This window comes from Luteibacter sp. CQ10 (assembly GCF_040900725.1).
Classification (GTDB): Bacteria; Pseudomonadota; Gammaproteobacteria; order Xanthomonadales; family Rhodanobacteraceae; genus Luteibacter.
Window position 1 is genome coordinate 242,766 of record NZ_JAEUYM010000005.1, and the last position, 12,541, is coordinate 255,306.

Here is a 12,541-nt window from a genome sequence, read left to right on the forward strand (position 1 = left end):
ATTCCACTTCTATACGTGTAAGAAAATCTAGTCTCGACGCAGTTCCGCTGGCGACATCAGACCCGGGGCCACCGGGCCCACCCGCGCTTGCTAAAGAAAATGTCCCGGGTTCAGCAACGGGTCTGCTCGGGACGCCAGAAGGCGCGCGTGTGGTGGTTCCGAGCGCGGCCGATGCCCCAGGAGTCTTAGATTACCTTCGCTCCCAAGGCTTCACCGACATCGAGGATGCACCCAACCGTCCAGTCGTTTCGGGAAACGACACGATGGAGGTTGCACAGCTCGCGTTACAAACGAAGATCGTACGTCTTTCCTATTCGGACGGTTCGGAGATCACGAACCTGACAGTCCCCATGGTCCCGCCGTATCTGACCCAGGCCGATCAAATAGTGCGTTGGACACTTCCCAGCCGGCGCACACGTTGACGCACCACTAGATCATCGAGCTGATGGCCTTCTTTGGTTTCGCACATGCATCGTGTGACGCAGTGCGCACTTTGGCTTCGTTGAAGGCGATGCATGAAATTCACCTACGTCATTGCGCGGAAAGGATTCGTAAGCGCGGCGAAAAGTTTGCGCCTAATGCATTGTCGCGTCGAAACCGATGGCATAGCGTTGTTGTCGTGATCAATCGGTCACGCGGAAGGCGGTCAAAGGAGGAACGCGCGGTCGGTCCAAAGGCCTCGATGTCGCTTCTGTTGGCAGCTATGGCTCGGTGGCCTGAAAAGCGAACGCTGCGGGTCACACGCGTCGGTGGCAGACCGCGTAAATCGTCGAATTCGGCCCGCGATGCGTCACGACTGGACGAAACACGGTACACGGACCTTACCAGCGAATTTCCTTTCTCCATCGCGCCGCCTAAAGCTTTCGGTCGAATCGTTGTCAGAACAATCAGGCGAGTGAGGTCGCCTATCAAGGACGTATACGTACGATCACACACGTGGACGAATGCCAACGTGTGCTCGTTAAGCATCCTCAGCGATGCTTGTCCATGGTCCACACCGGACCGATATGTGTAATCACATGGGGAGTCACTATGGTCATGCGAAATGCAGTCCTCGCGGCAATCATTGCCGCGACACTCGGAAACCCATCATTTGCCAACGACGTTCCCGCCGCGCGCAAAGCTGCAGTGCAACGTGCAATCGACTTGGCCACGCAAAATCCCGGCGCCTTCCAGCTCGCTAGACCGAACTCCGGCTTGCGGACTGCGATAAACGCAGCAGATCCAGGGGTCGGAGATACATTCACCGCTCGAGATGTAATTATAGACGAAGATGGTACCGAGCACGTTCGGCTAAATCGCTTCTACGCTGGACTACCAGTCATCGGCGGTGATGTCGTATCACATGCGCGCGCGGGGCAGCTTTTAAGCGCTGACTTGGGGCTTAGCACCACAAAGCGCCCGGCGCTTACACCGAAGCTGAGCCAGGACGAAGCTAAGGTGTTTGCTGCTGCCGCCTTTCCCGGCGTGATTACCGATGAACCGGAGACGACGCTCGTTTTATACGCCAGGGGTGTCGCTCCTAAGCTTGCATGGCAGGTTCGCGTTCTCGGTAAACGTAACGATGGGGTACCTGTAGGTGACATCGTGTATTTCATCGATGCGTCAACTGGCAAAGTATTGGGCTTGGACGACCAAGTAATGAGCATCGCCGCGGTAGGGACGGGCAAGAGTCTCACGCTCGGCGCAGTTGCCATACCCACAGATTCCGTCGCAGGTGGATTTCAGCTCGTCGATCCATCGCGAGGTGGCGGATCGATCTATGATGCGCACAACCGGGCTAACCCGCAGGACGTTTCTGCAGCTACTCTATTTGTGGATTCTGACAACACTTGGGGCAACTATCAAACGAGCGATAGAGCGACCGTGGCAGCAGACATTGCTTTTGGAATAGCAGCGACTTGGGATTACTATAAAAACACCCACGGACGAACGGGGATCTTCAACGACGGAAAGGGTGTCAGATCGTATGCCCATGTCGGCCAGGACTACTCGAATGCGTTCTGGTATGGAGCCACGAAGACCATGTATTACGGAGATGGAAATCCCGCAGACGGGTTTAGGCCGTTGGTTGCGCTCGACGTGGCGGGTCACGAGATGAGTCATGGTGTGTCGGCCGCGACGGCTGGCCTGGCTTACTACACCGTCAAGGACACTGGCGGCATCAATGAAGCAAACTCGGACATCTTCGGTACACTTGTCGAATTCAGTGCGAATGTAAAAGGCAAGCCTGGCAATTATCTTATTGGCGAAGATATTTACGCCGATAACCCTTCGCGAACTAAAGCTTTGCGGCTCATGTTCAAACAGGATGCCGACGGGAGGTCCTTCAGTTGCTACATTCCGGGTGGTTTCACGGCGGATAAAACATATAAAGGCGGCCCCTACGATCCACACTTCACCGGGGGTGTCGGCAATCGCTTCTTCTATTTGCTCGCCGAAGGCCCCGTCGTTCCAGCGGGGTTCAACTACGCTCCCAAAGACCTGGTCTGCAATGGCAACACCCAATTTGCAGGAATCGGAAGGGACAAGGCGGGCGCAATTTGGTTCCGCGCACTTACCGTCTACTTCACATCGACGGTGACCTATCCGGAAGCGCGCGCGGCAACGCTCAAAGCGGCCGGTGATCTTTATGGCACCAATTCTCCTGAGGCTAAGGCTGTTGCCACTGCTTGGAGCGCGGTTCTCGTGAATTGACTTCGGATGCCGGCCGAGGCGGGAGAGCCTCGGCCGGACAGGATGGAGGCTTTTTCATGCTTGCCCCCCCAACGTTTCGAGCCATCCAAAAGTAGAGAGATTCGGCGAAACTAAGCCCATCCAAGAGGTCGTTTTGCCGTGAAGAAATCGAAATTCATCGACGAGCAGATCGCGTTCGCGTTGCGCCAGGTCGAAGGCGGGACCGCCGACGACGAGACGTGCCGCAAGAGGGGTATTTCCGAGTCGACGTTCTACAACTGGAAGAAGAAATATGGCGGACTGGGCGTGACCGAGCTTCGGCGCCTGCGTTAGCTCGAAGAACAGAACCGCAAGCTCAAGCAGCTGGTCGCCGACCTGAGCCTGGACAAGGCCATGCTTGAGGACGTGATCCAAAAAAAGCTCTGAAGCCGGTGCAACGCCGGGCGCTCATCGGCTTTACAAGCTGGCCGGGCTCAATCTGCGCAGCAAGCGGCCCAGGCGCCGGAAGGCCGCTCGAGATCTGGAAGGCGGTCACCTCAAAGATCATCGCCTGCGCCAATATCTGTGTTAATGCACCTTTAGCTTGGACGGCGAACGAGTCGCTCGCGCCAAACTTTTGCCAATTTCGTTCAAAGTTTGGCGACGGCGCCAAACTATCGGCAAATGCATACCATGTCGAGGCCACGACGGAAAATGGCGCGCCCGGAGGGATTCGAACCCCCGACCAATGGCTTCGGAAGCCACTACTCTATCCGGCTGAGCTACGGGCGCGTGCTGAAGCGGACGGGCATTGTAGCGGGATTGCCGGGCCCGGCCTAGCCCGTTCTGCGGGCGGGCTCGATGCCGCCCGCCGCGGTGCGCACGCCCTCGCGATATCGCCGGCTGCACGGCAGCGTGCTGCCGTCGGCCATGTGCAGGCGGGCCTCGCCGGCGTCCAGGGGCTCGATCGAGGCGATCTGGCTCAATCGCACCAGATAACTGCGGTGCGCGCGCACGAAGGCGGCCGGATCGAGCCGCGCCTCCAGCGCCGCCAGCGTGCTGCGCAAGGGATAGTCCCGCCCGCGCACGCGCAGGTTCACGTAGTTGCCCGCCGCCTGCGCCCATTCGATCTCGGCGGTGGCCACGAGGAAGTCGCGGCCGAGCTTGCGCACGAGGAAGCGCTCGGGCCGGTCCACCGGCTCGACGGGCAGGCCTTCATCCGGTTCGGCGAGCAGGCTGGCTTCACCCTTCACCCGGCGGCCGAACCACTCCACGAGATGCGCCACGGCCACGATCAGGAAGAACGTGCGCACGTCCTTGAGGTATTCGTAGACGGCCGCCAGGCCGAGGTCGCCCGGATCGTAGTGCGCGCCGTTGAGGCGGTAGATCACCACGCGCAGGAGGTTCATGCCCACGACGTGGAAGGCGCACCAGGCCACGCTGCCCAGCATGTAAAGCGGCAGGCGGCGGCGCCAGGTATCGGCGTGCAGCGGCCAGCGATCGCAGGCGACGAGCAGGAACGGCAGGGCGATCAATGAGAACAGCATGCTGCTGAGCTCGTTGGTGGCGATCTGCCAGGTGGGCGCGTCGATCCCGTAGCGATCGGCGTCGATGCGCAAGGTGAGGATGTTGGTGACGGCCGAGGTGACAAAGACGGCGAGCCAGAAGGCCACCACGAACACACGACGGCGATGATGTGCGTGGGCGAGTTCCTGGCCGGGAAGTGTGGGGGATGCGCTCATGTGGGCATGCTACCCGGAACGGGCGCCTCGCCGTAGGCACGATCGGTGTTCGCCGCACGGCTTTCCTGCCGAATCCATCCATGTCACGCCTACACCGAAAGTCAGATCGAAATCGTCCATCGACTCGTGGTTAGCTCGACGTCCCCAGCAGGGGCCCATGGAAGCGACACGCACAAGGAGAACGCAGATGCGGTGCAAGCCGACGCCCGTGCCCCCACGGGCGCATGTGATCCACGACATGTTCGAATGCGCCACGGCGGTGGGCAAACACCATGTCGAGAGCGGCCACACGCGGTGGCTCATGGAAGGAAAAGGCACGCTCACCCTGTCGAACCGGTATCCCCGCTGCCTCGTCGCCCGATTCGAGGACTACGGCACGCTGACCATGCAGTCGCGACATGACCTGGGCGAGTACAGCCAGTTCACCCTCGACCTGGATACGTCCGGCCTCGGCGAGGATGCCCTGCTGAATACGCAGTTCGACGGTGAGGACATGTGCCACTCGATCGTCATCCGCAAGGGTTTCGAAAAGATCGTCGGCACCTGCCCCATGTCGGATGCGTGGCCGCGCAATCCCATCAACGAGTTCGTGATCGAAGTGGAAGACGCGGGCTGCCTGATCGTCAGGGGCGTGACGATCCTCGATGTCGGCCCCCTGCCGCGACGCCCGGAAAAAAAGAGGGCGCCTCCCGGCGCCCTCTTCCTCGTCACTTCGTCTTGTACAGCTCGCTGAGCCAGTCGGGCTTGCTCTTGTCCCGCTCCAGGTGCGGGTACTTCAGGCCTTCGTGGTAGTCGATCTTGATCGTCTTGTACTGGTCGAAGTTCTTCACCAGCAGCTCGATCGGGGCGGAGGTGCCCTTGGCGGCGGTGACGGCATCCTTCAGGGTGTCGCCGTCGAGCGACTTGCCGTTGACGGCGATCACCGTCATGCCCGGCGACAGGCCGGCGTTGAAAGCCGGGCTGTCCCAGCGCACGTCGGAGATGTCGCCCTTGGACGACACGCCGAAGCCCACCGAGTAGGTGAGGTCGGTGTAATGGCGCCGCGCCTCGACGGCCTTCACGGCGTCGGAGGGCTTGTCGTTGTAGACGAGCTTCCAGCCGCCGCGCTCGATGCCTTCGAGGTCACCCTTGTGGCCGTCGACGCGATCGCGCAGGTACTTGGCCCAGTCGTAAGGCTGGATGCCGTTGAGCGTGTTGGCCACGTCTTCGAAGGTGTACGGGTTGACCTTCCAGTCGCCGTCCTTCATGCCGAAGAACGCCTTGGCGAAATCGTCGAGGTTGTGCTTGTTCTTGGAAAGCTCACGCAGCTTGGTGTCGACGTCGAGCCAGATCATCTGGCCGCCCGAGTAATAGTCTTCGCTCATCTGGTAGTTGCGGTACGAGAGCGGGCGGCGCTGGGCGATGGTGGGATCGTTGGTGGTGTCCTGGATGTTGCGCCAGGAAAGACCCGGACGGCCCTTGTCGTAGGTAGCGGCGACGAAGGCGAGCAGGTCACGCGCCTGGTCCTGCGAAACGAGGCCCGAGCGCGCGGCAACCACGTTGCCCCAGAACTGGGTCTGGCCTTCGTACACCCACAGCAGGCTGTCGCCCATCGGCACGTTGAAGCTCGGCGTGGCCAGGTCGGCACCGCGACGGTACTTGCCGTCCCACGAGTGATTGTATTCGTGGGCGAGCAGGTCGCGACCGAGCCAGTTCTTCTCCCATTCGGTGAAGTATCCCGGCGCGGCGCTGTTCTCCGAGGAGCGGTGGTGCTCCAGGCCGATGCCACCGAGGTTTTCCGAGAGCGCCAGCAGGAAGTCGTAATGGTTGTAGTGTCGCGCGCCGTAGAGCTTGTCCATCTGCTTGACGAGGTTGCGATGGATCTGGAGCGCCTCGGGCTTGATCTCCAGCGACTTCGCATCGTCGGCGACGATGTTCAGGTGCACGGGCGAGCGGCCGTTGGGGTCGAGGTCCACGCGCTTGAAGTACTTGCCCGCGAAGACGGGCGAGTCGACGAGGTCGTCGAAGTCTATCGTCTTGAAGGTGACGGTGTCGCCGCTCTTGCTGGCCTCTTCCAGGGCCGAGCCGTACTGGAAACCGGCGGGCAGCTTCACCGAGGCGTCGATCTTCACCTGGTCGGCGCGATAGCCGGCCGGGTAGAGGGCCACCTGGTTCCACTGCACGTTGACGATCTCGGGCGTCATCACCACGCGGCCCTGGCGCGGGCTCTGCGGCGTGAGGGTCTGGAACTCCACCTCGACCGACGATGCGCCGGCGGGCACGTCGACGTGGAAGGCATAGACGTTGTACTGGTCACGCTTCCACTCGAGGCGCTGGCCGTTCGCGTGCACGATGAGGCCGGCGAACTGGTCGATCGGCCCGGTCGGCGAATGGTGGCCGGGAATCCACTCCGGGAACAGGAGGGTGAGCTTGCCGGGCTGCGCCGGGATGGTTTCCTTGACGCGGAAGATGCGACGGTCGAGGTCGGTGGCGTCGACGTCGAGTTTCAGGATGCCGGCGTAGGGCGCGTCCTGGATGGGCGGCACGTCGTCCGCGGCGAACGCGGCGGAAGCGCCGAAACCGGCCATGGCGGCCAGCAGCGCGGAAGCGAGAAGGGTGGATTTCACTGGGGTCTCCCGTGGAACAAAAGGCGCCCGGCCATTCCCTTCCGAGCGGATCGGCGCGCGTTCCCCTGTGGTTCGCGCAAGTGACCGATGCTAGCTCCGGGGGGCTGGCAGGCCCCATGCCAGAGGTCACGGTAGCCCCGCTTCCGGCGCCATGACGGGCCGACAGGATTTCACGAAAACCGGCGCGGTTTCACGAAACGCGCGAGAAAGAGCCTTATCCCGGGGATGCCGAAGCGACGAGGTTTCCTATAATGCCGCGGCCCGCCGCGTACCGTCGGGCGCGAAATCCAGGAAACAGGGACCCAAGGACTCATCATGCACACTTCGGTACTCAAGGCGACCGTCGCCGTCGTGTTGCTTTCGTCACCCTTCGCCGCTCTCGCCGACTCCGCGTCCGTCACCCAGACCGGCGCGTTCGTGTCGGTCACCGGCGGCAAGTCGCACTTCAACGTGGACCGAGATCCATCCGCGCTCGACCCGAAGGACGACAGCGACGGCACGGGATTCGACGTGCTCGGCGGCTATCGCTGGGTGGTGGCGCGGCCGTTCTCGCTGGGTGTCGAAGGTGGCTACGTCAACCTCGGCGACACGACGTGGAAAGGGCACTACGGCGGCCTGTCGTCCCAGTACGACGCGCGCGCGAAAACGAAGGTCGACGGCATCCTCGTCGGCATCAACGGCAAGTGGGATCTCCCCTACGAGCTCACCGTGACCGCCCGCGTCGGCGTGTCGCACATGCGTGCCAGGAACCACGAAACGGACATCGGGGGATTCATCTTTCTGGCACCCGTCACGACGCAGACCAGCCATTCGACGAACAGTAACCGCGTCTACGGCGGCGTCGGTTTCGGCTATGACTTCAACGAGAACATCGGCCTGACGCTCAGCTACGACCGATACGGTTACAAGACGGGAGGCCCGCACGATGCCGGCCACACGGCACACGTAGGCCTCCTTGGCCTCACGGCGGAATACCGCTTCTGGTAAGCGGGTGGAGGGTCGGCGCGTCGCTCCCGCTCCCTCCGGATGATCAATGGTCTCTGCTCCACTCGAAGTCGCGTTGCAAGAAAGCCCGCGCCAAACGTCTACGAGTGATTGATATACGCCGGGCATATGTGAAGAATGACCGACTTCTCGGGGATCAATGCCGCGCCAGTCGCGGCTTCACTACGGATACAGGGACTCGTCATGCAAATCTTCCGAACGGTAGCCGCCGCTACCACTCTTATTCTGTGCTCCGCCGTCGCACACGCCGACGTTGTCGATGGACTGTTCGTGCACGCCAATGCGGGCATGTCGCACACCAGCGCCAACTACGGTCCGCGCGACGATAAGAGCGACCACTCCCTCGGCTTCCTGCTGGGGTATCGCTGGAGCCTCGCCGATACCTATGCGATGGGCATCGAGGCGGGTTACAGCCGCCTGGGGAATTTTGGATCGAGCGACATTTCGCCGCAGACCCTCCCCCTGGGGGGAACGGGTACGTCCGTCACCTTCCCCGCTGGAAGCAGCTGGCGCCTGCGAGCCAGGGCAACGCTGCTCGGCGCGACGATGAAATGGAACGTGTCAGGCCCCTGGACGATCCTCGCGCATGCCGGCGCACTGCATTCACGCGCGACCGTCGACGAGGAATTCGATTTCTCCGGGCTTTCCCGGACTCGTCATACGGTGACCACCCACGGAGGTATCTACGCAGGCATCGGCTTCGGGTACGACGTGACTACCCACCTGACATTCGCCCTGAACGCTGACGCGTACAAGATCAAGTTGGAAAATGGCTTCGTCGTCGGCCAGCACACCAGCTACATACGCACGCTCGGCGCATCGGTCGAATACCGGCTCTGACGAAAGCCCCCCGAATGTGGGAGCCGGAGAGGTCGGCTCCCACCCTGGGCTCAGGACTTCGACGGGATCTTCAAGCCACGCTGCACCGCCGGCCGCGACATGCCGCGCTCGAGCCACGCCGCGACGTTCGGATAATCGTCGAAGCCCACGAGTTCACGCGCTTCGTAGAAGGTGATGAGGTTGTTCACCCAGCCGAGCGTCGCGATGTCGGCGATGGTGTAGTCGTCGCCCATGATCCACGTGCGACCGTCGAGCCGCTTGTCGAGGATGCCGAGCAGGCGCTTCGACTCGCCGACGTAGCGTTCCAGCGGGCGTTTATCCTCGAAGGCGCGACCGGCAAATTTGTTGAAGAAACCCACCTGCCCGAACATCGGGCCGATGCCGGACATCTGGAAGTGCAGCCACTGGATGGTTTCCCAACGTCGCGCCGGATCGCTCGGGATGAATCTGCCGGTCTTCTCGGCGAGGTATTGCAGGATCGCACCGGATTCGGTGAGGCCCATCGGCTTGCCGCCCGGGCCGTCGGGATCGACGATGGCCGGAATCTTGCCGTTGGGATTGAGCGATTCGAACTCGGGCGACTTGCTCTCGTTCTTCGTGATGTCGACGAGGTGCGGCTCGTAAGGCAACCCCAGCTCCTCGAGCATGATCGACACCTTCACGCCGTTGGGCGTGTTGAGCGAATACAACTGCAGGCGATCCGGATGCGCCGCCGGCCAGCGTTGCGCGATGGGAAAACCGGAGAGATCGGCGGTCATGGGGGGCATCCTTCGTGGGAGAGAGCATCGAAGGTAGGCGCCCGCGCCTGCGTATTCAAGCGAGGAGGCGCCGCACACCGCGACACCTCCCTGCCGGCTCACTCCAGGTCGCCGAGCTTGTCGTCCATCTTCGGCGCGGACAGCCAGTGGGCGATGTCCTCGCCGATGGCGTTGGCCGTGCGCACGAGCACCGAGCAGCTTCCCTTGAAACCACCAAAGGCCCCGCCCATCGACGAGCGCCGGTCCTTGAAGCTGCCCACGACCTTGCCGTCCTCGTAGAGCTTGCCCTTCACGGTGATCGACTTGCGGTGGCCGATGAATCCGTTTCCGTCGGACATCACGTCGGCGATCTCCATCCAGAGCACGCGTCCCGGCTCGGTGCCATCGACCTTCTCGGCGAAATTCACCGTCGTGCCGGCATTCAGGGCGCTCTCTGCCACGGCCCTCGGCATCTCGCCATCGAGTTTGCACTCCTCGAGCACCGCCTTGGGAACCTCGGCATCTTCGTTGAACCCCATATGCCTCTGGATCGTCACGATGTCGGCGGCGAACGCGGCCGGCGTGGCGGCAAGCACGAACAGCACGGTCAATGCGCTCTTCTTCACTTTGATTCTCCCTTGTGATCCATCATGGAAACCGCGGTTTGAGCATCACGGGCATCTTCGTCACGATGCGCCCGTTCACCGCCAGGAGGCGGCGCACGACGATGAAGCATTCCTTGTTGGTGATCCTGGACGAGACTTCGTAATCGCCGCCGTCGTCCACATGGAACTTGGCGTCGATGGGGCCGCATTTCTGGATCGTTCCCGGTTCATACTTGTTGCCCGGCGTGTCCATGCGAAACGAGAAGAACGCATCGACGTCCTGGTCGGCTATCACGTAGTGCTCGTCGGCCAGCCGCGTGGGTTCTTCATCGTCGGGCATGCCGATACGGACACGATTTCCCGGCCACAGGAGGCCATGGGCCACCATGTCCCCGCGCTTGTCGCCGGGTTGTTTCTCGGGTCGGATCATCAGGTCGCCCGCGCCGCCGATGAGTCGGATGCGCGCGCGGGGCCCACTCGTGGGCTCGGAGGCTTTCGGAAGCAAGGCTGTCATGCAGCCGGACAGCATCACCGCCGTCACGGCGGTTGCCAGCATGGCGTGTAACTTCATGTTTTCCCCTGTAGCGTGATAGCGGACGAAACCGGCGTGCGGTTTCGTCCCGGCCCAAAGCTAACACGAAGCCCGGGGGCAGTGTCAGGGGACGGCGGAGCCTAGCCGCGATTGAGCTTGCTGTGGCGTACGCCGTAGGTGAAGTACACGATCAGGCCGATCGCCATCCAGATCGCGAAGCGCTCGAAGGTGATCCACGGCAGGCCCCAGATCAGGGCCAGCGAGAACAGGATGCCCAGCGGCGCCACGAACCAGACGGCCGGCGTGCGGAACTTGCGCTCCAGGTCCGGCTTGCGCACGCGCAACACGAGCACCGAGGCGCAGATCAGGATGAAGGCGCTGAGCGTGCCGATGTTGACCAGCTCGGCCACTTCGCCGATGGGCAACAGGCCGGCGACGACGGCAGTGAATACGCCCAGGATCATGGTGGGTCGGGCGGGCGTGCCGAAACGCGGATGGACACGGGCGAACCACGCGGGCAGCAGGCCGTCGCGCGACAATGCGAACCAGATGCGTGCGGCACCGAGCATGAAGGCGAAGAGCACGCTGATCACGCCGATGACGGCGGCCACGGCGATGATGTTGCTGATCCATGGCAGGCCGATGGCGTTGAACGCGTCCGATACCGAGGCCTCGCCGCCGAGACTGGTGTAGGGCACGATGCCGGTGAGCACCATCGACACGGCGATGTAGAGCACCATCGCCACGGCCAGCGAGAGCAGCACCGCGCGGGGCAGGTCGCGCTGCGGGTTGCGCGCCTCTTCGGCGGCGGTGGTGAGCGTGTCGTAGCCGAATACCGCGAAGAACACCACGCTCGCTCCGGTGAGCACGCCATGCCAGCCGAAGTGGCCCACGCCCTTGTCGTTGACGATGCGCTCGGGGATGAAGGGGTGCCAGTGCGAGGCGTCGATGAAGAACGCGCCCACGCCGATCACCAGCGCCACGCCAAGCACCTTGATGCCGACGATGAGGGTATTGAGACGGGCGCCCCACTCCGTGCGTACCGAGAGCATGATCGCCACCAGCAACGAGATACCCGCGGCGATGACGTTGAAACGATGGCCGTCGGTGGGGGCGGGCACCGGGTCGGCGAAGCCGACGCCGAGCGAACCCAGCGCGTGCTGCCAGTAGTACTTCATGGTGTCGGCGCTCATGCTCTTCTGCGCCCACTCCGGCAGGTGCACACCGGCCGTGGCCAGCAGCACCTGCACGTAGCCGGACCAGCCGATGGCGACCACCGCCACCACCAGGGCGTATTCGAGCAGGAGGTCCCAGCCGATGATCCATGCCGCGCCTTCGCCGAGCACCGCGTAGCCGTAGGTATAGGCGCTGCCGGTGACCGGAATGAGACCGGCGAATTCCGCGTAGCACAGTGCCGCGCAGGCACTGCCCAGGCCGGCGATGATGAAGCTCAGCGCCACGGCGGGACCGGCGTTCATGGCGGCCTGCTGGCCGGCGAGCACGAAGATGCCCACGCCGATGATGCCGCCAATGCCGATGGCGGTGAGTTGCCACAGGCCCAGCACGCGGCGGAAATCCCGGCGCTGGCCGACTTCCGCCTGCAACTGCTCGACGGATTTGTGGCGAAGGAACTTGGCAAGCGACATCGGAAGATCCCAGGGGCTCAATGGGCCGGGATCATAGCGGGCGGGGGCGGGTCGTGTCGTCGGGCGGGTGCAGCATCGAGGCTCCGGCCAGCCTTGGGTTCGCCGATACGATCGGCTCCCACCCTTCGGTAGACACGTGGCTACCGAAGGGGTGGGAGCCGATCGTATCGGCG

The 12,541-nt window shown here is 62.7% G+C and carries 10 protein-coding genes, 1 tRNA gene and 1 pseudogene; 5 read left to right on the forward strand and 7 right to left on the reverse strand.

Features of this window, described 5'->3' with window-relative positions:
• The first annotated feature begins 1,038 nt into the window (after positions 1-1,038).
• Positions 1,039-2,697: a M4 family metallopeptidase gene (locus JNG39_RS18560; RefSeq protein ID WP_368313465.1), complete on the forward strand. Its 1,659-nt coding sequence runs from the start codon at positions 1,039-1,041 to the stop codon at positions 2,695-2,697.
• A 138-nt stretch (positions 2,698-2,835) separates the two neighbouring features.
• Positions 2,836-3,119: pseudogene (locus JNG39_RS18565) on the forward strand (transposase); the annotation flags it as partial.
• A gap of 251 nt (positions 3,120-3,370) precedes the next feature.
• Here JNG39_RS18565 and JNG39_RS18570 read toward each other — a convergent pair.
• Both JNG39_RS18570 and JNG39_RS18575 read right to left on the reverse strand, forming a co-directional pair.
• Positions 3,371-3,447 (reverse strand) — tRNA-Arg (locus JNG39_RS18570).
• 44 nt (positions 3,448-3,491) lie between these two features.
• A complete protein-coding gene (locus JNG39_RS18575) occupies positions 3,492-4,397 on the reverse strand; it encodes a LytTR family DNA-binding domain-containing protein (RefSeq protein ID WP_368313466.1) in 906 nt (301 codons plus the stop codon).
• Between the two features lie 187 nt (positions 4,398-4,584).
• Between JNG39_RS18575 and JNG39_RS18580 the strand changes: the two genes are divergently transcribed.
• Positions 4,585-5,130 (forward strand): hypothetical protein, encoded by a 546-nt coding sequence (locus JNG39_RS18580; RefSeq protein ID WP_368313467.1) that lies wholly within the window; start codon positions 4,585-4,587, stop codon positions 5,128-5,130.
• On the opposite strand, the gene JNG39_RS18585 is transcribed toward JNG39_RS18580, so the two are convergent.
• Positions 5,105-6,964, reverse strand: coding sequence for a M61 family metallopeptidase (locus JNG39_RS18585; RefSeq protein ID WP_368313524.1), 1,860 nt, complete (start codon positions 6,962-6,964; stop codon positions 5,105-5,107). The genes JNG39_RS18580 and JNG39_RS18585 overlap by 26 nt on opposite strands.
• Positions 6,965-7,318: 354 nt before the next feature.
• Between JNG39_RS18585 and JNG39_RS18590 the strand changes: the two genes are divergently transcribed.
• Together JNG39_RS18590 and JNG39_RS18595 are read left to right on the forward strand one after the other, a co-directional pair.
• Positions 7,319-7,990, forward strand: a complete 672-nt coding sequence (locus tag JNG39_RS18590) for an outer membrane protein (protein ID WP_368313468.1) — start codon at positions 7,319-7,321, stop codon at positions 7,988-7,990.
• Positions 7,991-8,125: 135 nt separating this feature from the next.
• Positions 8,126-8,848, forward strand: coding sequence for an outer membrane beta-barrel protein (locus JNG39_RS18595; RefSeq protein WP_368313469.1), 723 nt, complete (start codon positions 8,126-8,128; stop codon positions 8,846-8,848).
• A gap of 50 nt (positions 8,849-8,898) precedes the next feature.
• Here JNG39_RS18595 and JNG39_RS18600 read toward each other — a convergent pair whose 3' ends face one another.
• The 4 genes from JNG39_RS18600 to JNG39_RS18615 all read right to left on the reverse strand — a co-directional run bounded on the left by JNG39_RS18600 (position 8,899) and on the right by JNG39_RS18615 (position 12,368).
• On the reverse strand, positions 8,899-9,606 hold the full coding sequence (locus JNG39_RS18600) for a glutathione S-transferase family protein (RefSeq protein WP_368313470.1): 708 nt from the start codon (positions 9,604-9,606) through the stop codon (positions 8,899-8,901).
• Between the two features lie 98 nt (positions 9,607-9,704).
• Positions 9,705-10,211 (reverse strand): hypothetical protein, encoded by a 507-nt coding sequence (locus tag JNG39_RS18605; RefSeq protein WP_368313471.1) that lies wholly within the window; start codon positions 10,209-10,211, stop codon positions 9,705-9,707.
• Positions 10,212-10,233: 22 nt separating this feature from the next.
• Positions 10,234-10,761, reverse strand: a complete 528-nt coding sequence (locus JNG39_RS18610) for a hypothetical protein (RefSeq protein WP_368313472.1) — start codon at positions 10,759-10,761, stop codon at positions 10,234-10,236.
• A 101-nt stretch (positions 10,762-10,862) separates the two neighbouring features.
• Positions 10,863-12,368, reverse strand: a complete 1,506-nt coding sequence (locus JNG39_RS18615) for an amino acid permease (protein ID WP_368313473.1) — start codon at positions 12,366-12,368, stop codon at positions 10,863-10,865.
• Positions 12,369-12,541: the final 173 nt, after the last annotated feature.

Bases quoted from the DNA above. Each gene is read 5' to 3' on its own strand.
- JNG39_RS18585 (WP_368313524.1), bottom strand. From the start codon at position 6,964: ATGGCCGGTTTCGGCGCTTCCGCCGCGTTCGCCGCGGACGACGTGCCG.
- JNG39_RS18580 (WP_368313467.1), top strand. From the start codon at position 4,585: ATGCGGTGCAAGCCGACGCCCGTGCCCCCACGGGCGCATGTGATCCAC.
- JNG39_RS18595 (WP_368313469.1), top strand. From the start codon at position 8,126: ATGACCGACTTCTCGGGGATCAATGCCGCGCCAGTCGCGGCTTCACTA.
- JNG39_RS18575 (WP_368313466.1), bottom strand. From the start codon at position 4,397: ATGAGCGCATCCCCCACACTTCCCGGCCAGGAACTCGCCCACGCACAT.
- JNG39_RS18600 (WP_368313470.1), bottom strand. From the start codon at position 9,606: ATGACCGCCGATCTCTCCGGTTTTCCCATCGCGCAACGCTGGCCGGCG.
- JNG39_RS18615 (WP_368313473.1), bottom strand. From the start codon at position 12,368: ATGTCGCTTGCCAAGTTCCTTCGCCACAAATCCGTCGAGCAGTTGCAG.
- JNG39_RS18590 (WP_368313468.1), top strand. From the start codon at position 7,319: ATGCACACTTCGGTACTCAAGGCGACCGTCGCCGTCGTGTTGCTTTCG.
- JNG39_RS18610 (WP_368313472.1), bottom strand. From the start codon at position 10,761: ATGAAGTTACACGCCATGCTGGCAACCGCCGTGACGGCGGTGATGCTG.
- JNG39_RS18560 (WP_368313465.1), top strand. From the start codon at position 1,039: ATGCGAAATGCAGTCCTCGCGGCAATCATTGCCGCGACACTCGGAAAC.